The organism is Aliiroseovarius pelagivivens (assembly GCF_900302485.1).
Taxonomy (GTDB): Bacteria; Pseudomonadota; Alphaproteobacteria; order Rhodobacterales; family Rhodobacteraceae; genus Aliiroseovarius; species Aliiroseovarius pelagivivens.
This window is the reverse complement of sequence record NZ_OMOI01000001.1, coordinates 513,948-537,809: the sequence shown is the minus strand read 5'-3', so window position 1 is coordinate 537,809 and position 23,862 is coordinate 513,948. Positions and strand designations below refer to the sequence as shown.

The following is a 23,862-nucleotide window of genomic DNA, read 5'->3' as shown; positions in this document are numbered from 1 at the left end:
CCACTCTCCCGCTCCCCCTGGCATGTTCGCATCCAGGGGGAGTTCCTTTTTTTCCCGAGGTTCATCATGTCCGACGCCGCCACTGCAACGGCTCTTGCCGATTTTGTCCCCTGGGAAGATCCCCAGGCCACCCCGTTGATCCGCTTCCAGAACGTCACCAAGCGCTTTGGTGACTTCACGGCGATCGACGATCTGACCATCGACATCTACGAAAAAGAATTCTTCGCTCTGCTCGGCCCATCGGGTTGTGGCAAGACAACGATGATGCGGATGTTGGGCGGCTTCGAGACCCAGACCGAGGGCACCATTCTGATCGACGGTCAGGACGTGGGGCCAATCCCGCCAAACAAGCGCGCGGTGAACATGATGTTCCAAAGCTATGCGCTGTTCCCGCACCTGTCGGTTGCCGAAAACATCGCTTTTGGCCTGAAGCGCGACAAGCTGCCGAAGGACCAGATTGCGGCACGCGTCGACGAGATGCTGAACCTTGTGCAACTGGACAAGTTTGCCAACCGCAAGCCGCACCAGATCTCGGGTGGTCAGCGGCAGCGTGTGGCGCTGGCGCGCTCGCTAGCGAAAGCACCGAAGCTTTTGCTGCTGGACGAACCCCTTGGCGCGCTTGATAAAAAACTGCGTCAGGACACGCAGTTTGAACTGATGGACATTCAGGAACAGACCGGCACCACCTTTGTGATCGTGACCCACGATCAGGAAGAGGCGATGACCGTCGCCAGCCGCATCGCCGTGATGGATCACGGCAAGATCATTCAGGTCGATACACCTGCGAAAATCTATGAAGAGCCCGGTTCGATCTATGTTGCTGACTTCATCGGCGACGTGAACCTGATTAAAGGCAACGTCACCAAATCCGGCGACGACCATGCCTCGATCAGCTGGGCCGAAGGCCAGCAGGATCTGGTCGGTATTGCCCATACTGAAATCCCGGTCGGGACCAGCGCAACGCTTGCCGTCCGCCCCGAGAAAGTCGCAATTTCGGTCGAGAAGCCCGAAGGCGTCACCAACGCAATCCGCGGCAAAGTGCTGGACATCGCCTATCTGGGCAACATGTCCACCTATGTGATCGAAATCCCGACAGGGGAACACATCAAGGCGCAGGCGGCAAACACCCGCCGCATCCGCCGCCGTGCGATCACTTGGGAACAGGAAGTATGGCTGTCCTTCACGGACACCGCTGGCGTGGTGTTGACGTCATGAAACGCTTCAGCCTGATTTCGGTCCCCTATTTCTGGCTATTGGCGCTGTTTTTGGTGCCATTCCTGATCGTGTTGAAGATCAGCTTGTCAGATACGGCTCTGGCCATCCCGCCCTACACACCGACGCTCGACCTGTCCGAAGGCTGGGCCGGGTTCCGGGATTGGTGGTCCAAGCTAGACATCGAGAACTTCACATGGCTCACGCAGGACGATCTGTACTGGAAGGCCTATTTGTCGAGCCTGAAGATCGCGACCCTGTCGACGATCCTTGCGCTGCTGGTCGGGTTCCCCATCGCCTATGGCATGAGCCGCGCGCCCGATGAATGGCGCCCCACCCTGATGATGATGATCATCCTACCCTTCTGGACTTCGTTCCTGATCCGCGTCTATGCGTGGAAGGCGATCCTGAGTCAGGAAGGACTTCTGAACCAACTGTTGATGAATATCGGTCTGATCAGTGAACCGCTGACCATCCTGAACACCAACACCGCCGTCTACATCGGCATCGTTTACACCTATCTGCCCTTCATGGTGCTGCCCATTTACTCGGCGCTAGAGCGTCTTGACGAAAGCCTTTTGGAGGCCGCCGAAGACCTTGGCTGCTCGCGCATGACCGCGTTCTGGCTGGTCACGCTTCCCTTGGCGAAACAGGGTATTATCGCGGGGTCGTTCCTTGTGTTCATCCCTGCCATGGGCGAATTCGTGATCCCGTCGCTTCTGGGCGGATCGAAGACCCTGATGATCGGTAAAGTTCTGTGGGAAGAGTTCTTCTCGAACCGCGACTGGCCAGTGGCGTCTGCCGTGGCCGTGATCCTGCTGCTGATCCTCATCATCCCGATCGTGCTGTTCCAGCGCAACGAGGAAAAACAAAGGGAGGCCGGCAAATGAGACGTCTAAGTTGGTTCAATACCGTATCGCTGACCCTTGGGTTTGCCTTCCTCTACATCCCGATGATCATCCTGATCATCTACTCCTTCAACGGCGGCAAATTGGTCACAGTTTGGACGGGATTCTCGACCAAATGGTATGGGGAACTGTTCCGCAATGAAGCGTTCCTTGATGCCGCTTGGGTCACCGTGAAGGTGGCGGTGATGTCATCGACCGTGGCGACTGTGCTGGGCACGATGGCAGCCTATGTCATGGTTCGCGCAGGCCGCTTCCCCGGACGCACTCTGTTTAGCGGCATGATCTATGCGCCGCTGGTAATGCCCGAGGTAATCACCGGCCTGTCGCTGTTGCTACTGTTCATCGCCATCGGTCTAGATCGCGGCGTGCTGACCATCGTCTTGGCGCACACGACCTTTTCGATGTGCTATGTTTCGGTCGTGGTGTCGTCACGCCTTGTGACCTTCGATCAGTCGTTGGAAGAGGCTGCATTAGACCTTGGCTGTACGGGGTTCGAGGCCTTCCGCCTTGTCACCCTGCCGATCATCGCGCCTGCTGTGATCTCGGGCTGGCTTCTGGCCTTCACCCTGTCGCTGGATGACCTTGTGATCGCCAGCTTCACATCGGGCCCAAGCTCGACCACGCTGCCAATCAAGATCTTCTCGGCCGTGCGTCTGGGCGTCAGCCCCGAGATTAACGCCCTGTCCACAATCATGATTGCCCTTGTAGCGGTCGGCGTGATTGGGGCATCCCTCAGCTCGAAACGGTCCATCGCGAAACGCGCGAAGGACGAACAGGAGGCCATCCAGTGAGCGACTTTCTGGAAGAATACGCAACCTATTGCAAAACCCATGGGCGTCCTGACCGGGTCGAGCTGATGCTGTGCGACGCCAACGCGGTGTTGCGCGGCAAATGGTTGCCGGGTGACGATGAAAAGAAACTGGCCGACGGCGCTGTGCGCCTGCCGCTGTCGACCTACGCGCCCAACATCATGGGTGAAGAGGTCGAGGCAACCGGGCTGGGTATCATCGTCGGCGACCCCGACGGGCGCATCGTCCCCGTTGCGGGATCGCTGAAACCGGTGCCATGGGCCAAAGGCAACGTCGCGCAGGTGCAGGTCGAAATGATTGACCCCGACACCGGCGAGATTTCGGACCTGTCCTCGCGCCAGCAGCTTGTGCGTATGGTCGACAAGCTGCACAACGCAGGGCTTCATCCCGTGTTGGCGACTGAGCTTGAGTTCTACCTGTTCAAACCCCGCACCGAGCAAGACGCAGCTCCGACGCCGCCCGATCGCAGCCCGGATGCGCAGAACTATGACCTTGAGGTGCTGGAACGCACGCAGGACATTCTGGACGACATTCTGAAAGCGTCCGAGCTTCAGGGACTGGCCACAGACACGTTGATCGCCGAATACGGCCCCGGCCAGTTTGAGATCAACTTCCACCACACTGACGATGTGATGTGGGCGGCTGACACCGCACTGCTGTTCAAACGTCTTGTGCGTGGGGTGGCCCGGACGCATGGGATGGAAGCCACTTTCATGGCCAAACCCTATGCCGACTTCCCCGGCAACGGAATGCACGTGCATGCCTCAGTCGTGGATCGTGACGGGAAGAACGTGTTTGACGATGGCACGGATGGTCCGTCAGATGCGCTGACACACGCGGTGGGCGGGACGCTGGACACGATGCGTGACCTGCAGGCAATCTTTGCCCCGCATATGAACTCTTACCGTCGCTTCAAACCGCTAAGCTTCGCGCCTTCGGCCCCCGATTGGGGATTTGACAACCGCGCCGCTGGGGTGCGTCTGCCCGAAACCAAAGGACCGGGTGCACGTCTGGAGCATCGCATCGCAGGCGCCGATGTGAACCCCTATCTGGTGATCACCGCGATCCTTGGCGGCATGTTGCACGGGCTGAACACCAAACCCGCCCTGCCCCTGCCTTTGGACGATGCGGGTGCTGAACCGGCAGAAACCCTGTCGGCCGACTGGTTCCAGACGGTCGAGCGGTTCGCGGCTTCAGACGTAGCAGTCGAAATCTTCGGTCAGCGTTATGTGGATGTCTATGCCGCCATACGCCGGGACGAGATCGCGCAGCTTACCCATGAAATCACCCATGTGGAGTATCGAACCTACCTCGGACGTCTCTGATGCCCCCCAAAGCACCCAGACGCATCTACGAGGACTACGCCTATTCCGACGCCGCGCGTGCCGAATGCATTTGGCCGCGTCCCGAAGGTGATTGGCCCGCGCTTGCAGGTGATCATCAGGTTGGAGTCGCGGTCATTGGCGGCGGCTTCACCGGGCTTTCGGCGGCACTTCACCTCGCTGAATCCGGGGCCGAAGTGGTGGTTCTTGACGCCATAGCTCCCGGCTGGGGCGCGTCTGGCCGCAATGGCGGGTTTTGCACGATCGGCGGCGACAAACTGGGGCTAAGCGGCATACGAAAGCGCTTTGGTGACGATGCCACACGGGCGTATTTCTCAGCCCAGAAAGCTGCGGTCGAACTGGTGGCCGAGCTGTTGGAGCGCCACAAGATCGACGCCGAAACCCACTCGGACGGCGAGCTTGTTCTGGCCCATACGCCCCGCGCCATGACCGACCTGCGCGCCGAGCAATCAGAATGGGCCGAGCTGGGCCACCCGGCCGAACTGATCCCCGCGGAAAACCTGAAGAGCCGCGGCATGAACGGCGCGTTTCATGGCGGGTTGGTCCTGCCCTTGGGATTTGCTCTAAACCCCGGGCGCTATGTCAGTGGTTTGGCCCGCGCCGCCCAAGCAGCCGGGGCAACCCTGTCAGCCAACAGCCCCGTCACCCATATTGACCACGGTGATTCCCAGCACGTCCTGACGACGCCAACGGCCCGGATCACCGCGAAGAAGCTGATCATCGCCACCAATGGCTATTCCTCGGACGGCGTGCCTGACTGGCTGACCGGGCGCTATTTGCCGGTGCAGTCCAACATCCTTGTGACCCGCAAACTCACCCAAGACGAGATCGCGGCACAGGGCTGGAGCACCGACCTGATGGCCTATGACAGCCGCAACCTTCTGCATTATTTCCGATTGCTGCCAGACGGACGGTTCCTGTTCGGCGCGCGCGGTAATGTCGGCGCCAGCGCCGAGGGTCAGGCCGCGATGCGCGCACGGATGAAACAACACCTTGCCGCCATGTTCCCGGCCTGGCGAGATATCGAGACCCCGCATTTCTGGTCGGGCCTCATCAGCCTGTCGCAAGACCTGCTGCCCTATGCCGGACCGATCGGAAACACCACTTCCGCCTGGGCCGGTCTGAACTTTCACGGCAATGGCGTCGCCATGGGAACATGGACCGGCGCGCGACTGGCCGACATGGCACTTAGCCGGACAACCGAGCTGCCCGTGCACACACGCCCCCTGCCACGCTTCCCGTTCCCGGCCCTAAGACGCAACTATCTGCACGCGGCCTTTGTGGGCTACCGGCTGAAAGACGGTCCGCCGCCCAGATAACGCTCCTGCGCGTTCGGCTCGGGGCCGGGCATCCTCTTTTTCTTGTCAAAGATATCTCGGGGTGAGCGGCAACGCCGCAAGGGGCAGCGCCCCTACCCCTTCAACAGATCCGCATAGGTGTCACGCATGACATTCTTCTGCACCTTGCCCATCGTGTTGCGTGGCAATTCATCCACCACGACGATCCGCTTGGGCTGCTTAAATTTGGCCAAGCTTTCAGCCAAGCCCGTTTTCAATGTGGCCTCGTCTAGCGATGCTCGGTCTTGTGCCACGACAACAGCCACGACAGCCTCGCCGAAATCCTCATGCGGCACGGCGATCACGGCGCTTTCCAACACGCCGGGAAGCTCGTCGATTACGCCTTCGACCTCTTTCGGGTAGACGTTGAACCCGCCGGTGATGATCAGGTCCTTGCCCCGCCCAACGATGGTCACATAGCCATCCGGGTCGATCATCGCCAAGTCACCGGTGATGAACCATCCATCGGCGCGCAGCTCTTCGGCGGTCTTTTCCGGCATCTGCCAATAGCCCGCAAAGACGTTATTCCCTCGCACTTCCAGCACACCAATTTCCCCATCGGATAGCGTAGCGCCGGACACCGGATCACACACCTTCACCTCGACGCCGGGCAGCGGGAAGCCAACCGTGCCGGCACGGCGCTCGCCGTCATATGGGTTCGACGTGTTCATGTTGGTCTCGGTCATGCCATAGCGCTCAAGAATTGCGTGGCCCGTGACCTCACACCAGCGATCATGGGTCTCGGCCAGAAGCGGCGCGGATCCGGACACGAAGAGCCGCATCCCCTTGGACGCCTCGGCCAGACGGTCGTCTTTCAGGAGGCGCGTATAGAAGGTCGGCACGCCCATCAGCGCGGTCGCATTCGGCATCGCATCAATGATCGCTTCAGCATCGAAGCCCGGCAGGAAGACCGCCGCCCCGCCTGCCATCAGGGTCACATTGGTCGCCACAAACAGCCCGTGAGTGTGGAAAATCGGCAGCGCGTGGATCAACACATCCTTGTCGGTGAAGCGCCAGTAGTCCCGCAGGGTTTCGCTGTTCGACGCCAGCGCCCTGTGGGTCAGCATTGCACCCTTGGATCGCCCGGTGGTGCCAGAGGTATAGAGGATCGCGGCCAAGTCCAGCGCCTCACGCGCCACGGCGTCAAACCCCGGCTTCTGCGCGTCACGAGCGGGGACGAGCGTCCCCGTCTCTCCTGCGCCAAGCGAAAGCACATGCGCCACCTGCGCGTCTTCTGCCACGGGCGTCAGAGCGTCCAGCTTGCCCGGCTCACACACGAACACGCGTGGGGCGGCATCACCGAGAAAATAGGCCACCTCGTCCGGCGTATAGGCCGTGTTCAGCGGTAAGAACACGCCACCTGCCAGCACCGTGCCCACGTAAAGCTCCAGCATCGCGGGCTCTTTCGGGGCCTGCACAGCCACACGATCCCCCGGCGCGACGCCCAGTGCCACCAAAGCCGCTGCCATGCGTTCAGCATTGGCCCAGAAATCACCATAGCTGGTCACTTTTCCCGTGCGCCCATCCTTAAGGAAAGTGGCGTCGTGACGCCCATCCGAGGCGCGAGAAATGGCGTGGGCAAGGTGGTTCTGGTCGTACATGTCGGCTCTCCTGAAATCGCCTTGGGCTTAGCTTTTGGAGGTGACCGGGTCAATCGGACCAAGTGGCCCACCCATCACCATTTCAACCGCACGGGCTGCGGCCAGAAGCTTGGCCTCGCCACGCGGGGGGCCAATCAGCTGAATCCCGACCGGCATCCCGTCATCCGACAGACCCACAGGCACCGAGATCGCGGGCAGCCCCGCCACGGTCGCCAAGAAGGCAAAGCTCAGCCAGTCCATGTAGCCCGTCAGGGTTTGACCGCCGACCTCACGCACCCATTCCTCGGATTGCGGATGGGGCATGTTGCCGACCACCGGGCAGGCCAGCACGTCATAGCGATCAAGGAAGCCACGCATATTGTCGTAGATCAACGAGCGCGACAGCTGCGCCTTCGCGATATCTTCAGCGGTCAGTGACAGTCCAAAGGACAGGTTCTCGGCCAGTGTCGGCTTGAAATGCTGGGTCAGGTTTTTAGGGGCTTTAATGAAGTTCGCCGCCCACATGCCACCCCGGATCACATGATAGGTGCGTTCCAGATCAGTCAGGTCCGGGCAAGCTTCCTCGACCGTAGCGCCAGCGCCCTCCATCGCGGTCATGGCGCGCTGCAGATACTCCGCCATATCTGTGTCCACCGGGGCGAAACCACCAAGATCGGGGGCGAACCCAATGCGCAGCTTCGTGTCGGCGCGTTTGACCGCCTCTTGATAGGGCGTCTCGGGCGCAGGGAACGACAGCGGCGCGCGGGGTTCGAAACCGGCCATTGCATCCAGAAACAGCGCACAATCTGTGACAGAGCGTGCCATCGGCCCCTGAACGCCTTCGCCGATGAACCCAGTCACGGACGCCGAAGCGCACAGCCCCATGCTGGGCCGCAGCCCCACAATCCCGCAATACGCGGCGGGTGTGCGCAGGCTTCCCCCATGGTCCGAACCATGGCTCAGCCACAGTGATCCCGTGGCAAGAGACACGGCGGCGCCTCCCGATGAACCGCCCGCGTTCATCCGTGTGTTCCACGGGTTCAATGTCGCCCCAAACACGTCGTTAAACGTATTGGCGCCGGCCCCGAATTCGGGCGTGTTGGTCTTGCCCATGACCACACCACCGTGCGCCTCAAGCCGCGTGACGATCGGGTCACTCTCTTTCGGGATATTGTCTGCCAACGCCTTGGTCCCAAAGGTCGTACGCACGTCAGCCACGGGGGTCAGATCCTTGATCCCAATGGGAAGTCCCGCCAGCCATCCTGGGTGATCCGGATCCCCATCCAACGTCTTGGCGGCCGCCCGCGCCCGATCTGCGCAGACCACAGGTACGGCGTTCACGTCCGGCTCGACCTGCGCCAACCGCGCCACGGACGCATCGATCAACTCTTCTGACGATATATCGCCCTTGCGCAGCAGCGCCACAACCTTGTGCGCTTCCAGTTTGCAAATCTCGGGTCCGGTGAATGTGGTCATGTCATGCTCCTCCGCCCGATCAGATGACCACAGCCAACGCGCGGTGGGAAGAGACGATTTCGCTTGGAGTGATCGCCGTTTCGCAGCAGAGTGGCAGCATGAAAAAGCTTGGCATTTGCATCCCCTATTTTTCCGGGTTCGGACATACAAAACGCATCGCGGAAACCATCGCCAAGGCCATCGGCGACGAGGCCCGACTGCTGGATGTGGAATCCCTGAGCGATGCTGACTGGCAGGCGCTGGATCAGGCCGATGCCATCATCTTCGGCGCGCCCACCTATATGGGATCCGCCGCGGCGCGATTCAGCCTGTTTCTGGAACAGATCGACACCCGATGGGAACACGGCCTTTGGAAAGACAAGATTGGCGCCGGATTCACCACCGCCATTCACCCGTCCGGAGACAAGCTGGCCGCGCTGCAACGTCTGTCGATCTTCGCCGCCCAGATGGGCATGATCTGGGTTGGCCCCACAGACATTGGCGCACCGGTGAAGCCTGACCATCCCGGCCTGAACCGCGACGGAAGCTGGCTGGGTCTGATGGTGACCGAACAACTGGGTGCAGACGAGGATCTGCTGTCTGAGGATCTTGAGACTGCGCGCCGGTTTGGCCTTCGCGTTTTAGCGGCAACCCAACGCTGGAATGCTCAATAGCGGCCCTTGCGCGCCAGTTCGATCTGCGCGTCCATCATCGACATTTCTTTCATGATGTCTGTGCGCCGGGTGCGATCACCGGTTTCTGCCAGTTCCTCGCGCAGCCGCTTTAGTTCTCGTGTCAGACGCACAAACTCGGGCACGGCACCACTTTCCTGCACCAGCCGATTGAACACTGCGTTCTCGGGGTCATCCACCTTGGGCAGCGGCTTACCGGCGCCTTCGAGGTTATCGAAGTCGCCAGCCTCTTCCGCGGCACGGATTTTCTGTTCGATGAGGTCAAAAAGCGGATGGTCCATGCGCACATCATAACGCGCCTTCATGAAACGAAAAAGCCCCCGGCGGTTTCCCGTCGGAGGCTTTCAAAGGGTTAGACTCCCTTATTTTTGCATAATACGCCCATCAAGCATCGGCTTTACCGGACCCATTTTGGCCATGTACTCGGCGGTTACATCCGCCAGGTCGGGACCATAGTCATAGGCGTTCTGCGCGTCGCGGAACATTTTGTAGCCGTCTCCGCCATTGCGCACGTAGTTGTTGGACACAACGCCGTACATCTTGGCCGGATCAATCGGTGCACCGCCGACCATGACGTCAGACACCCGCTCGCCCGCTGGCTTCGATACATCAAACGCATAGGTCATACCTGCAACCTGAGGGAAGCGACCTGCGCCTTCCTCGTGCTGGCTAACGCCGTTTTCAAGCGCTGCAATGATCGTCTCGCCAGTTACCTGGAAGGTGGACAGCGTGTTCTGGAACGGAAGCACGGTCAGCACTTCGCCCATGGTGACATCGCCCGCATCAATCGACGCACGGATACCGCCGCCGTTCTGGATTGCGATCTCGATGCCTTGATCCTTCACACGATCCAGCATCGCGTCAGCGATGATGTTGCCCATGGCGCATTCCATCGCACGGCACGAGCCGCGTTCGCCATCAATCGCCTCGGCAGTATTGGCAACCACGCGCTGACGGATTTCTTCCAGCGGCGCTGCGGCTTCAGCGATGCGCGCTTTGGTGGCTTCATGCTCGTGCACACCACCGTCCATGATCAGAGGCTCGCCCTTGGCTTCGGTGATGTTGCCATCATCGTCGAAAGTCACGTTCAGCTCGCCCAGGAACTTGCCGTACGCATAGGCCGAGACAATCGCCGTCGAACCAACCATGGTCGGATACGGGCCTTCCGCACGTTCGTTCGAATTGGACAGCAGCGTGTTGGTATGGCCGCCCACGATGATGTCGACACCTGTGGTGCCTGCGGCAACCTTCTGGTCCACCCCATAGCCAGAGTGGCTGAGCACGATGATCTTGTTCACGCCCATCTCGGTCAGTTTGTCGACTTCACCCTGCACCGCATCAACTGGATCGGTGAAGACGATGTTGTCACCGGGGCTGGCCAGCTCGTCCGTGTCTTGCGGTGTCAGGCCGATTAGGCCCAGCTTTTCGCCGCCACGCTCGATCACGGTGGACTTCGCCAGCTTGCCAGCCAGCAAAGGCTCGCCCGAGACATCTGCGTTCGACATCAGCACCGGGAAGTTCACGGCATCCATGAAGCCGCGCAGCACTTCCGGGCCATCGTCAAACTCGTGGTTGCCCACGGTCATCGCGTCATAGCCCATCTGGTTCATCATCTCAGCGGCAAGCTTGCCCTTGTAATAGGTATAGAACAGCGTGCCCTGGAACTGGTCACCGCCGTCGACAAGGATCGCGTTGTTGGTGCGCGAACGCGCTTCCTCGATCGCGGTTTGCAGACGGGCCGAGCCGCCAAAGCACTTGCCCTCGGTGTTGTCTTCCGCCGAGCATCCGCTGTCATATTTGCTGATCGGCTCGAAACGGGCGTGAAAGTCGTTTGTGTGTAAAACGGTCAGCGAATAATCCGCCATCGCGGTGCCGGTGGTCAGCGCAAGTGCCGCCGCCGTTGTTAAAAATCTAGTCATGACTAAGTCTCCCTAATGTCTTGTTGTTTTGACATGAGCGTGGCGTGAGTCGGCCCGCCTTGTCAAAAGTCGAGTGATTGGTGCCCGATTGACGTAACGGGAAGATGACCAATCTGCCCGACGATTGATCGCGTTTACCAACGTGACTTGACGCACAGAGACCAAAGCGGCACATGAGAACCATGCAGATTTACAAGATACTTCGGGCTGCCGAGTGGCAAGCCTTCAAAATGGCAGGAAAGACCACCGGCGCACCGATTGATGTGCAGGACGGGTTCATCCATTTTTCCACTGCGAAACAGGTGCGCGAAACGGCCGCCAAGCATTTTGCAGACGAAGAAGGGCTGGTTCTGGTTGCGTTCGAGGCCGACGCCATGGGCACGATGCTAAAATGGGAGGCATCGCGCGGCGGTGCTTTGTTCCCGCATCTCTACCGCGAACTGATGATGTCCGAAGCCCTGTGGAATCGCGACATCCCGCTTGGCCCGGACGGCCATGTCTTTCCCGAGGATTTGGCATGAACTTGATCGAAAAACTCGCGCTGAAGGCGTTGCATAAAGTAGACCCTGAACGCTCGCACACGTTGGCCTTGATGGCGATGAAGGCTGGCGTGGTGCCGATGCCGGGCATTGTGACCTCGGATCGCTTGAAGACCACCTTTTGTGGGATGGAGATGACCAATCCGGTTGGTCTGGCCGCTGGTTATGACAAGAATGCCACCGTGGTGGACGCTCTGACACAAGCCGGCTTTGGCTTTGTTGAAGTGGGCGCAGTCACCCCGCGCCCGCAACCAGGCAACCCCAAGCCGCGCCTGTTTCGCCTGACTGAAGATCAGGCGGTGATCAATCGCTTCGGGTTCAACAACGAAGGAATGGAGGCCGCCGCTGCCCGCCTGACCCGCCGTTCGCGCGGGCGTCCTGTACCCGTTGGTCTGAACCTCGGAGCCAACAAGGACAGCGACGATCGCGCCGCAGACTATGTGAAAGTGTTCAACTGCTGTGGACCGTATGTCGACTTCGTCACGGTCAACGTCAGCTCACCCAACACCGAAAAGCTGCGAGATCTGCAGGGAGCGGATGCGTTGCGTGGGCTGTTGCAAGGTGTGCTGGATGCGCGCAAAGAACACGACAAATTCACCCCCATCTTCCTGAAGATCGCGCCCGATCTGACGGATGAGGAGCTGGCCGAAGTGGCCGGTGTCGCGCAAGAAGTGAAAGTGGACGCGGTGATTGCCACCAACACCACTTTGTCACGCGAAGGTTTGAAAAGTGCACATAAGGACGAAGCTGGCGGGCTATCCGGCCCACCATTGTTCGAAAAGTCCACGCGCGTCTTGGCGCGTCTGTCGAAATTGACGGATGGCCAAATGCCATTGATCGGCGTGGGCGGCATCGCATCCGCCGAGGATGCGTACCAAAAGATCCTTGCCGGTGCGTCGGTTGTGCAGCTGTACTCCTCGTTGGCGTATAAGGGCATCAGCCTTGTGGAAGACATTGCGCGCGGGATTGATGAACGGCTGGAACGTGACGGGTTCAACAGTGTTGCAGATGCCGTCGGGACCGGACGCGAGGCGTGGCTATGACCGAGATTTGGCACAATCCCCGCTGTTCGAAATCACGACAGACACTCGCCCTTCTGGAAGAGCACGACGCGGCCGTGGCTGTGCGCCGTTATTTGGACGACGCGCCCAGTGAGGCTGAATTGCGGGCCGCTCTGACCGCATTGAAAGCTGCGCCAATCGACATCATGCGCAAGGGCGAGAAGGTCTTTAAGGAACTTGGCCTGTCCGCTGACACGCCCGACGATGACTTGATTGCCGCCATGCTGTCACATCCGATCCTGATCGAACGCCCCATCGTGTTGAAAGATGGGAAGGCGCGGATCGGACGGCCTCCGGAAAGCGTACTGGAAATTCTCTAACGCTCTACGGCGGCGGACCGCTCAAGCGCGGGGTATCGCAGGCCAAGCGTTGCCCCTCGTGCCACGAATGAAATCAGCAGCGCGACCCACAGCCCGTGATTGCCCAGTGCAGGCATCAAGGCATACACCGCCGCGAAATAGACCGCAGCGGACAGGATCATCATGTTACGCATGTCGCTTGTCCGTGTGGCCCCGATGAAAATCCCGTCCAGCATCCAGGCAGGCCAACCCAAAAGCGGGGCCAGCACCATATAGGGCAGGAAATCCCGCGCGACCTGCCGCACATCCGGCGCAGTGGTCATCACATCAATGCCCCAACCGCCAACCAGCAAAAAGCCCAGTGCCAAGGCACAGGAAATGCTGGCGCCCCAAAGACTGCTCATCACGGACGCGCGCCTGACGGCAACGCGATTCCGTGCGCCCAGCGCTTGGCCCACGAAGGCCTCGGCGCCGAAGGCGAACCCATCCATCGCGTAAGCCGTCACGTGCAGGAATTGCATGAGCACCTGATTGGCGGCGAGCTCGGTGTCTGACAGGCCTGAGCTGTAGAAAGTGAAGCTGGTGAAAATCGCCATGATGAAGAGCGAGCGCAGCAGGATGTCGGTGTTCACCACGGCCATATTCTTCAAGGTCGGCCCATCCAACACCCGCGCGCGGTCGCGCCACGCCGGGTTGCGGAAGATGTCGCGGCACAGCCACAGGCCCAGCGCCGCGCCCGAGAACTCCGCCAAGAGCGTGGCAACCGCTACGCCCGCGACCCCCAGATCCAGCCCGAGCACGAACCACAGGTCCAGCCCGATATTCACGCCGTTCATGACGACTTGCAAAACCAGCACCGACCGCGCGCGCTCGAGCGCGATTAGCCAGCCGGTAAACGCATAGACCGAGATTGCAAAGGGTGCGCCCCAAATCCGGATGGCGAGGTAGTCGCGGGCCAGCGTTTCAACCTCATCCGAGGCCGGGGCCACCTGAAACGCCGCCCAGAAAAGTGGTCCTTGCAAGGCGACCAAAGCAACACCCGCAACGAGCGCGATCAAAAGGGCGCGGGTCAGCATTGCCGCGACCTCGCCCTGCCGTCCGGCTCCATGGGCCTGCGCGGTCAGGCCGGTCGTGCCCATCCGCAGAAAGCCGAAGATCCAGAAGAATGTGGACAAGATCACCGCGCCGATGCCGACGGCTCCGATCGGCACGGCGTCGCCCAGTTGGCCGATCACACCGGTGTCCACGAGCCCCAGAATGGGCACCGTCACATTGGACAGGACAATCGGCCCAGCAACCGCCAGAACACGCCGATGTGTCAGTTCTTGGCGGTTCACGAGCCGGGCATCAGGAAGTGGCCGGTCGCCTGTGCATAAAGCTTCTCGCGTCTGTCTTGCCACGCCTCAACGTGGACAGACGCATAGCGCCGCCCCTGTCGCACAACGCGCGCACGCGCATAAGCATCGCGCGGCAGGCCCGAGCGCAGATAGTCGATCGAGAAATCAATCGTCTTGGGCAGATAGGGCATGTTGTCCGGGCTTAGCGTCGAGGGGTCAAAGGCGCCGCTTTCCATGTCCTCCCACAGGGTGGACCAGCTAAGTTGGATCACCGCAGCCGTTTCCAAAAACGCAGCAGTCACGCCGCCGTGGATCGCAGGCAACATCGGGTTGCCGATAAGCTTGTCATCAAACGGCAAGATGGCCGTCAGCTCGTCCCCGTGGCGTTCGACCTGAATGCCAAGGAACTGAACGTAGGGAACACCGTCCACCAGACCGGACAGGGCGGCATCGCGGCGTTGCTTCACGACCTCGACCGGTTCGGGGCGTTTATGGTTTGGGGGCAAGCTCATGCGGCACCTCCTTCGCTGACATCATCGGTGATGTCATTGGAAATCTCGGTCGAGCGGCGCTTGGGGTCGCCATCGGCGGTAAACGCCCCCGAGGCAGTCGCAACCGGGCGGCCCTCGTCCTCGTCCAACGCGACTGCACGTACAAACGCGACCGAACGCGTGACGTGGTAACAGGTCGCCTTGGCTGTGATTCTATGGCCCGGGGTTGCAGGGCGCATATAGTCGATGCGCAAATCAATCGTCGCCGTGATCGCCGGAGCTTTGGGGTGGCTCATCACTGCCGACCCACAGCACGTATCCAACAGCGCTGACACCGCGCCGCCATGAATTACGCCCGTACGCGGATCCCCGATCAGCCTTTCATCATACGGCATGGACATGATTGCTTCGCCGTCCTCGAGCTTTTCCAGAACCATACCCAGCGCTTTGCAATGCGGGATAGCCTCGGTGAACTTCCGCGCAAGCTCGGCCTTCTGTTCGGCTGTCATGCCTTTGATCATTGGCAATATCCTTTTGCTTTCACGTCTTTTATTGGCCCTTGCAATTCACGCGTCCAGCCCCTAGTTTCGCAATTAAGAATTATTCGCAATTAAAAGTAGCGACATGACAGACGCCACAACTATCGCCACGCCCTTCGGTGTACGACGCCCCAAGCGCCTTCTGGTGCTGGCCATCATGGCGTCACTTGCCATTGCGCCGGGCCATCTGGGCGCGCTGACCCGCGAATTGATGACCGACGCCTATGTGCAGGTCTCGGTCTTTGTTGCCGCTACGTTACTTCTGTTCTACGGGGCCGAACGGCTGTTCAAGTTTGATATCGGCGAGGTCCTGTCGAACGCGAAAGGTGCACAGGTTCCACTGGCTGCATTGCTGGGTTCGACGCCGGGTTGCGGTGGTGCCGTAGTTGTTGTCGCCGCCTATAGCTCTGGCCATGTGGGTTTCGGTGCGGTGGTCGCCACTTTGACGGCCACCATGGGCGACGCGGCCTTTCTTCTATTGGCAACACGTCCGGATGCAGCCGCAGTTGTACTGCCGTTGTCGCTTGCAATCGGTGTTCTATCAGGCTGGATCGTAGATCGTTTCCACACAGTAGAATATCGCGCCTCGACACTGGCCAGTTGCGAACTTGCCCCGCTGATCGGCAAGACCCGCCCTCAGGACGTGGCTTATCTGCTTTTGGCCATTCCGGGCCTCTATGTCGGCGCCCTTCAACTGGCGCAGATCGAGGTCGGGCATATCTTCGGCCTGCCCATCATGTGGATCGCTTTGGTTGGCACCTTCCTTGGCCTAAGCATCTGGGCGACGTCGAAGGTCTCGGCCATGACCAACGCCAAGGACAGTCCGCTGACTCGTATGGCCGAGGAAACCAGCTTTATCTCGGTCTGGGTGATTGGTGCCTATCTGGCCTATGACTATGTGGCCGAGTTCGGCGGTCTGGATCTGGAACTTCTGTTTCAGTCAGTTGCACCACTTCTGCCCCTGCTCGGGGTCCTCGTGGGTCTAATCCCCGGCTGTGGTCCGCAGGTTCTGGTCACAACTCTGTATCTGAACGGCATCATCCCTTTTGCAGCACTGATGGGTAACGCAGTGTCGAATGATGGCGATGCCCTGTTCCCCGCGATTGCGCTGAATCCGAAGGCTGCGATTGTAGCGACGCTATACTCGACCATCCCAGCCGTAATCATTGCCTATACCTTCTACATCCTTGCACCGGGCTTTATGAACTGACGCCCTTTGTGGCCACCCTTTCGCCCCGCCCGACAATCGTGAATTTGCCCGTCAACCGAGTGCTTCTACTGAATTGCACCATCCCGCGCAGTCCTTTACGGTTGACCAAGGATCAACAAAGGGAAACGCGATGTCTGACGAACGCCTGACATTCAAAGAAATGTGCGCGAAGTTCGATGTCACCCCACGAACCTTGCGCTATTACGAGTATATCGAGCTGCTGACCCCCGAAAAGGAAGGCCGGTCGCGATTCTATACTCCGCGCGAAGTTGCCCGGATGACCTTGATTCTACGTGGCCGTCGCTTTGGGTTTTCGCTGGAAGAGCTGCGCCAATGGTTGTTGATCTATGATGAGAAAGGCACCGAAGCGCAAAACCGCGCTTGGATCGAGCTGGCGGATCGACAGCTTTCTGCCCTGCGGTCTCAGTACGAAGAGCTGACCGAAAGCATCACGGACCTTCAGAAACTGCGTGATGACGTGGCTGACGGGCTCGGCTGATCTCTGCCAGAAAAGAGATTCGCCTCGGCGAACAGGGCCATATCTTCCTCTAGGGTAATGCCCGGCGCAAAAACCCAAAAAAACACATGCCCCTAGGGAAACTGATTTTCGATTGAAAATCAGCCCTTTGCGTATCTCGTTTAAAATCAGGCCTTACGCAACGACAAGAAAAGACGCGACGTCACGTTACATTTACGTAAACGTCAACTTATATAGTAGATAGACCTGGTTAGATCATCGACCAGCGTCGGAAAGGAATGGAGTATCAAATGACCGACGACCTTATGACCATCCGCCAGATGTGCGATGCGTTCGACGTCACCGCACGAACGCTACGCTTTTACGAAGCCAAGGAGCTGCTTTCCCCGATCCGGGAAGGCCAGAAGCGCCTGTTCACCAAACGTGACCGCGCGCGCCTGAAATTGATCCTGCGCGGCAAGCGCTTTGGCTTTGCTCTGGAGGAGATCCGCCAGCTTTTGGATATGTACGACATGGGCGATCAGCAGCAAACGCAGCTGGTTCGCAGTACAGAAGCCGCTCGACGGCACCTTGAGGGCCTTAAGCAGAAGCGTGACGAACTGGACGACGCAATCTCTGATCTGACTGAACAAATTGGATGGGCGGAAAAGACAATCGCCTCTTTCGACGAAGACAGTTAAACCAGACAAAGGACGCTCGACATGCCAAGCTATATCGCGCCCACGCAAGACATGGCCTTCCTACTGCACGATGTGCTGAAGGCCGATCAATCGGACATTCCCGGTTATGCCGACCTTGAACGTGACTTTACCAGCGCTGTGCTGGAAGAAGCTGGCAAGGTCGCAAGCGAGGTACTGACCCCGCTGAATGTCGTGGGCGATCAGGAAGGCTGTCGGCTTGAGAACGGCGTCGTCTACACGCCCACCGGCTTCAAAGGCGCATTCGAGCAGATGAAAGAAGGCGGCTGGACTGGTCTGGATATGCCTGAAGAATTCGGCGGCCAGAACATGCCGGTTCTGCTGGGTACTGCAGTGGGTGAAATGTTTTCCGCCGCGAACCAAGCCTTCACCATGTATCAGGGTCTGACCCACGGGGCGGCCTCGGCTATTTTGGCGCATGGCACGGACGAACAGAAGGCGACCTATCTGCCCAAGATGGTCAGCTGCGAATGGACCGGCACCATGAACCTGACGGAACCGCATTGCGGCACCGATCTGGGTCTCATGCGCACCAAAGCCGAACCGCAGGACGATGGCTCGTACAAAGTTTCGGGCCAGAAGATCTTTATCTCGGCTGGTGACCACGACATGTCGGACAACGTCATTCACCTTGTGTTGGCGAAGATCCCTGGCGGCCCCGAGGGCATCAAGGGCGTGTCTCTGTTCATCGTACCGAAGTTCAACGTGAACGACGACGGCTCGGTCGGGTCGCGCAACGGCGTATCGGTTGGCAATATCGAGAAGAAGATGGGCATCCACGGAAACTCGACCTGTGTCATGAACTATGACGAGGCGACGGGCTTCTTGCTGGGTGACATGCACAAGGGCATGCGCGCCATGTTCACAATGATGAACGAAGCGCGTCTGGGCGTAGCCATGCAAGGTCTGGCACAGGCGGAAGCCGCGTATCAGAACGCCGTGATCTATGCCAAGGACCGCCTGCAGGGGCGCGACGTGACGGGCACCAAGAACCCCGACGGCCCTGCCGATCCGCTGATCGTGCACCCGGACATTCGCCGCTCGCTGATGGATCAGAAAAGCTTCTGTGAAGGCGCGCGGGCGTTCCTTCTGTGGGGCGCACAGCTGATCGACCAAGCGCATCGTTCCGAGGACAAGGACGCCGATGGGCTGATCAGCCTGATGACCCCGGTTCTGAAAGGTTTCCTAACCGATCAGGGTTACGACATGACTGTGCTGGCACAGCAGGTTTATGGCGGCCACGGCTATATCGAAGAACACGGCATGAGCCAGTTCACCCGCGATGCCCGCATCACCCAAATCTATGAAGGTGCCAACGGCGTTCAGGCGCTGGACCTTGTGGGCCGTAAACTGGCTGCCGATGGTGGTAAGCCGATTATGGCGTTCTTCGAGATGATCAAGGACTACTGCAAGGACCAGAGCGAAGACGAGGCGATGACCGATTTCATCGAACCGCTGAAAACCGCGTCTAAGCACCTGCAGGCGTCGGCGATGTATTTCATGCAATCTGCCGCGAAGAATCCCAACAACGCACTGTCCGGATCGTATGACTTCATGCACCTCTTTGGTCATGTCTGCCTTGGCTTCATGTGGGCCCGTCAGGCCCGTGCGGCACTGGACGCACTGGCAACCGGAGAAGGCGACGCGACGTTCTATGAGACCAAACTGACCACCGCGCGCTACTATATGGCACGCCGCCTGCCCGCCACGTCGATGCATCTTGCACGCATCGAAAGCGGCGCGGACACGGTAATGGCGCTGGAGGCAGACCGGTTCTGACCTCGACCCGCTGATACAATTCTGTGCGCCCCAAGCTATCTTAGCCACGGGCGCACAGGTCAAAACAACAAAGCGCCGGGGAGGCCGCCATGACCATCAAACTTTACTGCTTCGGAGAAAGTGGAAACGCCTATAAGGCCGCCTTGGCACTGGAACTGTCCGGGCTGGAATGGGAACCGGTCTTTGTTGATTTCTTCGGTGGCGAAACCCGCAGCCCAGAATTCCGTGCCCTCAACCCGATGGGAGAAGTCCCGGTCATGGTGGATGGTGACATCACCATGACGCAATCCGGCGTCATGCAGGATTACATCTCGTCGAAATCCGGCAAGTTGGGCGGGCGCAGCGCGGCCGAACGCCGCGAGATCTTGCGCTGGCAGTTTTGGGACAACCACAAAATGTCCTCGATGGCTGGCGTGACCCGTTTCCTGATGAATTTCCTGCCCGAAGACAAACGCCCAGCCGAGGTGATCGCCTTCAACCAAGGCCGCCTGAAGGGCGCTTACAAAACGCTGGAAGCCGAGCTTTCGACCCGCGACTGGCTGGTCGGTGATCAGCTTACCATCGCTGACATCTCGTGCTGTGGTTACCTTTTCTACCCTGAACCCTTCGGCTTCGACCGCGCCGAATGGCCCGCAATTGACGCTTGGCTAACTCGCATTTCCGAGACGCCTGGCTGGAAACACCCCTATGACCTGATGCCCGGATCGCCCGCCGACCGCGCATGATTTCGAAAGGATCAACGATGAACGACGCCTATATCTATGACGCCGTGCGCACCCCGCGTGGCAAAGGCAAAAAAGACGGCACCCTGCACGAGATGACCTCGGTGCGCCTATCCGCTGTCGCGCTGAACGCGCTGAAAACCCGCAACAATCTGGACGGTCACGCCGTCGAAGACGTGATCTGGGGCAACGTGACCCAAGTGGGCGAACAAGGGGCCTGCCTTGCGCGCTCGGCTGTGCTGTATTCCGATCTGGACGAACGCATTCCGGGTGTGTCCATCAACCGGTTCTGCGCCTCGGGTCTGGAAGCTGTGAACATGGCCGCCAACCAAGTGCGCGGTGGTGCTGGTGACGCTTACATCGCTGGTGGTGTGGAAAGCATGAGCCGCGTGCCGATGGGCATGGATGGCGGCGCGATTGCCGCAGACCCGCATCTGGCCATGAAAGCCTATTTCGTGCCGCAAGGCATCTCGGCCGACATCATTGCGACCGAGTATGGTTTCAGCCGCGATGACTGCGACGCCTATGCCGTCGAAAGCCAGAAACGCGCTGCTGCGGCCCGTGCCGACGGTCGTTTCAAGTCGATCATCCCTGTGACCGATCAAAACGGCCTGACCGTCATGGCCGAAGACGAGATGATCCGCGAAACCACCATGCAGACACTGGGCGGCCTGAACCCGTCCTTCAAGGTGATGGGCGAAGCCATGCCCGGTTTCGATGCAGTGGCTCTGCTGAAATACCCGCATCTTGAGCGCATCAACCACGTGCACCACGCTGGTAACTCGTCCGGCATCGCAGATGGTTCTGCGGCCATCCTGATTGGCAACAAAGAGTTCGGCGAGCGTCACGGCATCAAGCCGCGTGCGCGCATCAAGGCGACCTCGAAAGTGGGCACCGATCCGACCATCATGCTGACCGGTCCGGTTCCTGCAACCGAACGTGTGCTGCAAGCCGCCGGGATGAGCATCAGCGACATCGACCTGTTCGAAGTCAACGAAGCCTTCGCATCTGTCGTGCTGCGCTTCATCCAAGCCTTTGACGCCGACACCAACAAGGTGAACGTCAACGGCGGCGCGATTGCCATGGGCCACCCGCTGGGCGGCACTGGCGCCATGATCCTCAGCGCTCTGCTGGACGAAATGGAGCGCACGGATAAAGAAACCGGTCTGGCCACGCTCTGCATCGGCTCGGGCATGGGTGCTGCCACCATTCTGGAACGCGTGTAAGAGGAAGACGTAACAATGGCTGATTTCAACTATTCCGTTGACGCCGATGGCGTCGCCACAATTTGCTGGGACGTGCCCGGCAAGTCGATGAACGTTCTGTCGATGGAGGGCATGCAAGAGCTGGACGCCCATGTCGACACCGCTTTGGCAGACGACGCCGTGAAAGGCGTAATCATCACCTCGGGTAAAAAAGATTTTGCCGGCGGCATGGACCTGAATGTCATCGCGAAAATGAAAGAAAGCGCTGGCGACAACCCCGCTCAGGGCTTGTTCGACGGCATCATGTCGATGCACCACGGTCTGCGCAAAATCGAGCGCGCCGGCATGGACCCCAAGACCAACAAAGGCGGCAAACCGATCGTCGCCGCCTTGCCCGGCATCGCCATGGGCATCGGTCTGGAAATCCCGCTGGCCTGTCACCGCATCATCGCGGCAGACAATCCTAAGGCCAAGATCGGCCTGCCGGAAATACTTGTGGGCATTTTCCCGGGCGCAGGCGGCACCACGCGCCTTGCGCGCAAAATGGGGGCGATGGCAGCAGCACCGTTCCTGTTGGAAGGCAAGACCGTGGCCCCGGCCAAAGCGAAAGCCGCTGGCCTGATCGACGACGTTGTTCCCGCAGACGAACTGCAAGCCCGCGCGAAAGAGTGGGTACTGAACGCGACCGACGCGGACATCGTGAAACCGTGGGATGCCAAGGGCTATAAAATGCCCGGTGGCGCCCCCTATCACCCGGCTGGCTTCCAGACCTTCGTGGGTGCGGCCGCGATGATCCACGGCAAGACCAACGGCGTTTACCCCGCAGCGAAGGCGCTTCTGGCAGCAGTCTATGAAGGCGCAATGGTGCCGTTCGACGACGCCCTGCGCGTGGAATGCCGCTGGTTCGTGAACGTGCTGATGAACCCGTCCTCAAGCGCGATGATCCGCTCGCTCTTCATCAACAAGCAGGCCTTGGAAAAAGGCGCCGTACGTCCCAAGGACGTCGATGACCAGTCGGTCAAGAAGGTCGGCGTTCTGGGTGCAGGCATGATGGGCGCTGGCATCGCGTTGGTGTCCGCCATGGCCGGTATGGAAGTTGTTCTGATCGACCAGACGCAAGAGGCTGCCGATCGCGGCAAGGCGTACTCGGAAGGCTATCTGGACAAAGGCATCGCCCGCAAGAAAGCCACGCCCGAGAAGAAAGAGGCCGTGCTGTCAGCGATCACCGCGACAACCGATCTGGAAGCACTGAAAGGTGCTGACCTGATCATCGAAGCGGTCTTTGAAGATGTTGGCGTCAAAGCCGAGATGACCAAGAAGGTCGAGGCCGTAGTTGGCCCCGATTGCATCTATGCCACCAACACCTCGACCCTGCCGATCACCGAACTGGCAAAGGCGTCTGAACGCCCCGACCAGTTCATCGGCATCCACTTCTTCTCGCCGGTTGAACGCATGATGCTGGTCGAGATCATCAAAGGCAAAGAAACCGGCGGCCGTGCCGTGGCCAAGGCGCTCGACTATGTGCGCCAGATCCGCAAGACGCCGATCGTGGTGAACGACGCGCGTTTCTTCTACTGCAACCGCTGCATCATTCCTTACATCAACGAAGGCATGCGCATGGTTGGTGAAGGCGTATCGCCTGCTCTGGTTGAAGGCGCTGCGAAACTTCTGGGCTTCCCGGTGGGACCGCTGCAACTGGTCGATGAGACCTCGATCGATCTGGGTGTGAAGATCGCCAAGGCCACGAAAGCGGCCATGGGTGACGATTATCCTGACGCAGCCGTCGACGACATCATCTTCTGGATGGCGGACGAAGGTCGACTGGGCCGCAAGTCGAACGCAGGCTTCTATAACTACGACGAAAAGGGCAAACGAACCGGTCTGTGGGAAGGTCTTGGCGACAAGTTCCCGCTGGCGGACGATCAGCCTGATCTGACCGAGGTGAAGCATCGCCTGATGATGAGCCAGGTTCTGGAAGCTGTCCGCGCGTTGGAGGAAGGCGTGTTGGAAGACATCCGCGAAGGTGATGTGGGTGCGATCCTGGCGTGGGGCTTTGCCCCGTGGTCGGGCGGTCCGTTCAGCTGGCTGGACATGATCGGCGCAGGCAAAGCGGTCGAGATCTGCGACAGCCTGACCGACGCTCACGGTGCGCGCTTCACAACGCCTGCTCTGCTGCGCGATCTGGCCGACAAGGGCGACACGTTCTATGGCCGCTTCGACAGTGCGCAAGACGCCGCCTGATCCCAACA

The 23,862-nt window shown here is 59.7% G+C and carries 23 protein-coding genes; 16 read left to right on the top strand and 7 right to left on the bottom strand.

Annotation, left to right across the window (positions count from 1 at the left end; genetic code table 11):
- The first annotated feature begins 66 nt into the window (after nt 1–66).
- From ALP8811_RS02600 to ALP8811_RS02580, 5 genes are read left to right on the top strand one after another with little or no spacing between them, the layout of a single operon-like run.
- Nucleotides 67–1,215, top strand: a complete 1,149-nt coding sequence (locus ALP8811_RS02600; protein WP_108855625.1) for an ABC transporter ATP-binding protein — start codon at nt 67–69, stop codon at nt 1,213–1,215.
- Nucleotides 1,212–2,102: an ABC transporter permease subunit gene (locus tag ALP8811_RS02595; RefSeq protein WP_108857398.1), complete on the top strand. Its 891-nt coding sequence runs from the start codon at nt 1,212–1,214 to the stop codon at nt 2,100–2,102. Before ALP8811_RS02600 ends, ALP8811_RS02595 begins: the two co-directional genes overlap by 4 nt.
- Nucleotides 2,099–2,911 (top strand): ABC transporter permease, encoded by an 813-nt coding sequence (locus tag ALP8811_RS02590; protein WP_108855624.1) that lies wholly within the window; start codon nt 2,099–2,101, stop codon nt 2,909–2,911. Before ALP8811_RS02595 ends, ALP8811_RS02590 begins: the two co-directional genes overlap by 4 nt.
- Nucleotides 2,908–4,254 (top strand): glutamine synthetase family protein, encoded by a 1,347-nt coding sequence (locus ALP8811_RS02585; protein WP_108855623.1) that lies wholly within the window; start codon nt 2,908–2,910, stop codon nt 4,252–4,254. The genes ALP8811_RS02590 and ALP8811_RS02585 overlap by 4 nt, the downstream gene beginning before the upstream one ends.
- Entirely contained in the window at nt 4,254–5,591 is a 1,338-nt protein-coding gene (locus ALP8811_RS02580) for an NAD(P)/FAD-dependent oxidoreductase (RefSeq protein WP_108855622.1), read from the top strand. The genes ALP8811_RS02585 and ALP8811_RS02580 overlap by 1 nt, the downstream gene beginning before the upstream one ends.
- Nucleotides 5,592–5,683: 92 nt before the next feature.
- Here the strand turns inward: ALP8811_RS02580 and ALP8811_RS02575 are convergent, their stop codons facing one another.
- Nucleotides 5,684–7,210 (bottom strand): malonate--CoA ligase, encoded by a 1,527-nt coding sequence (locus ALP8811_RS02575; protein WP_108855621.1) that lies wholly within the window; start codon nt 7,208–7,210, stop codon nt 5,684–5,686.
- Between the two features lie 27 nt (nt 7,211–7,237).
- Nucleotides 7,238–8,665 (bottom strand): amidase, encoded by a 1,428-nt coding sequence (locus ALP8811_RS02570; protein ID WP_108855620.1) that lies wholly within the window; start codon nt 8,663–8,665, stop codon nt 7,238–7,240.
- 23 nt (nt 8,666–8,688) lie between these two features.
- Here ALP8811_RS02570 and ALP8811_RS02565 point away from each other — a divergent pair, with 23 nt between their 5' ends.
- Nucleotides 8,689–9,318 (top strand): flavodoxin family protein, encoded by a 630-nt coding sequence (locus ALP8811_RS02565; RefSeq protein ID WP_245924526.1) that lies wholly within the window; start codon nt 8,689–8,691, stop codon nt 9,316–9,318.
- Here the strand turns inward: ALP8811_RS02565 and ALP8811_RS02560 are convergent.
- The gene (locus tag ALP8811_RS02560; protein ID WP_108857396.1) at nt 9,312–9,617 is read right to left on the bottom strand and encodes a DnaJ family domain-containing protein; all 306 of its coding nucleotides are present in this window, start codon (nt 9,615–9,617) and stop codon (nt 9,312–9,314) included. The genes ALP8811_RS02565 and ALP8811_RS02560 overlap by 7 nt on opposite strands.
- Before the next feature lie 81 nt (nt 9,618–9,698).
- A complete protein-coding gene (locus tag ALP8811_RS02555; protein WP_108855619.1) occupies nt 9,699–11,255 on the bottom strand; it encodes a bifunctional metallophosphatase/5'-nucleotidase in 1,557 nt (518 codons plus the stop codon).
- A 182-nt stretch (nt 11,256–11,437) separates the two neighbouring features.
- On the opposite strand from ALP8811_RS02555, the gene ALP8811_RS02550 reads away from it, so the two are divergent.
- From ALP8811_RS02550 to arsC, 3 genes are read left to right on the top strand one after another with little or no spacing between them, the layout of a single operon-like run.
- Nucleotides 11,438–11,776, top strand: coding sequence for a DUF952 domain-containing protein (locus ALP8811_RS02550; protein ID WP_108855618.1), 339 nt, complete (start codon nt 11,438–11,440; stop codon nt 11,774–11,776).
- Nucleotides 11,773–12,837, top strand: a complete 1,065-nt coding sequence (locus ALP8811_RS02545) for a quinone-dependent dihydroorotate dehydrogenase (RefSeq protein ID WP_108855617.1) — start codon at nt 11,773–11,775, stop codon at nt 12,835–12,837. Before ALP8811_RS02550 ends, ALP8811_RS02545 begins: the two co-directional genes overlap by 4 nt.
- Nucleotides 12,834–13,175, top strand: coding sequence for an arsenate reductase (glutaredoxin) (arsC, locus tag ALP8811_RS02540; RefSeq protein WP_108855616.1), 342 nt, complete (start codon nt 12,834–12,836; stop codon nt 13,173–13,175). The genes ALP8811_RS02545 and arsC overlap by 4 nt, the downstream gene beginning before the upstream one ends.
- On the opposite strand, the gene ALP8811_RS02535 is transcribed toward arsC, so the two are convergent.
- Genes ALP8811_RS02535 through ALP8811_RS02525 form a run of 3 tightly spaced genes read right to left on the bottom strand, consistent with a single transcriptional unit; the run spans nt 13,172 to nt 15,503 of the window.
- Nucleotides 13,172–14,491: an MATE family efflux transporter gene (locus ALP8811_RS02535; RefSeq protein WP_108855615.1), complete on the bottom strand. Its 1,320-nt coding sequence runs from the start codon at nt 14,489–14,491 to the stop codon at nt 13,172–13,174. The genes arsC and ALP8811_RS02535 overlap by 4 nt on opposite strands.
- Nucleotides 14,488–15,003 carry a PaaI family thioesterase gene (locus tag ALP8811_RS02530; protein ID WP_108855614.1) on the bottom strand — a complete coding sequence of 172 codons (516 nt, stop codon included), beginning with the start codon at nt 15,001–15,003 and terminating at the stop codon, nt 14,488–14,490. The genes ALP8811_RS02535 and ALP8811_RS02530 overlap by 4 nt, the downstream gene beginning before the upstream one ends.
- The gene (locus tag ALP8811_RS02525) at nt 15,000–15,503 is read right to left on the bottom strand and encodes a PaaI family thioesterase (RefSeq protein WP_245924524.1); all 504 of its coding nucleotides are present in this window, start codon (nt 15,501–15,503) and stop codon (nt 15,000–15,002) included. Before ALP8811_RS02525 ends, ALP8811_RS02530 begins: the two co-directional genes overlap by 4 nt.
- Nucleotides 15,504–15,606: 103 nt before the next feature.
- Here ALP8811_RS02525 and ALP8811_RS02520 point away from each other — a divergent pair, with 103 nt between their 5' ends.
- From ALP8811_RS02520 to ALP8811_RS02490, 7 genes are all read left to right on the top strand, one after another.
- Nucleotides 15,607–16,731, top strand: coding sequence for a putative manganese transporter (locus ALP8811_RS02520; protein ID WP_108855613.1), 1,125 nt, complete (start codon nt 15,607–15,609; stop codon nt 16,729–16,731).
- Between the two features lie 130 nt (nt 16,732–16,861).
- Nucleotides 16,862–17,230 (top strand): MerR family transcriptional regulator, encoded by a 369-nt coding sequence (locus ALP8811_RS02515; protein ID WP_108855612.1) that lies wholly within the window; start codon nt 16,862–16,864, stop codon nt 17,228–17,230.
- A gap of 269 nt (nt 17,231–17,499) precedes the next feature.
- Nucleotides 17,500–17,889, top strand: a complete 390-nt coding sequence (locus tag ALP8811_RS02510; RefSeq protein ID WP_181363673.1) for a MerR family transcriptional regulator — start codon at nt 17,500–17,502, stop codon at nt 17,887–17,889.
- A gap of 21 nt (nt 17,890–17,910) precedes the next feature.
- Nucleotides 17,911–19,686: an acyl-CoA dehydrogenase C-terminal domain-containing protein gene (locus tag ALP8811_RS02505; protein ID WP_108855610.1), complete on the top strand. Its 1,776-nt coding sequence runs from the start codon at nt 17,911–17,913 to the stop codon at nt 19,684–19,686.
- A gap of 89 nt (nt 19,687–19,775) precedes the next feature.
- A complete protein-coding gene (locus ALP8811_RS02500; RefSeq protein ID WP_108855609.1) occupies nt 19,776–20,411 on the top strand; it encodes a glutathione S-transferase family protein in 636 nt (211 codons plus the stop codon).
- A 17-nt stretch (nt 20,412–20,428) separates the two neighbouring features.
- Nucleotides 20,429–21,634, top strand: a complete 1,206-nt coding sequence (locus tag ALP8811_RS02495; protein ID WP_108855608.1) for an acetyl-CoA C-acetyltransferase — start codon at nt 20,429–20,431, stop codon at nt 21,632–21,634.
- Nucleotides 21,635–21,649: 15 nt separating this feature from the next.
- Nucleotides 21,650–23,854 (top strand): 3-hydroxyacyl-CoA dehydrogenase NAD-binding domain-containing protein, encoded by a 2,205-nt coding sequence (locus ALP8811_RS02490; RefSeq protein ID WP_108855607.1) that lies wholly within the window; start codon nt 21,650–21,652, stop codon nt 23,852–23,854.
- Nucleotides 23,855–23,862: the final 8 nt, after the last annotated feature.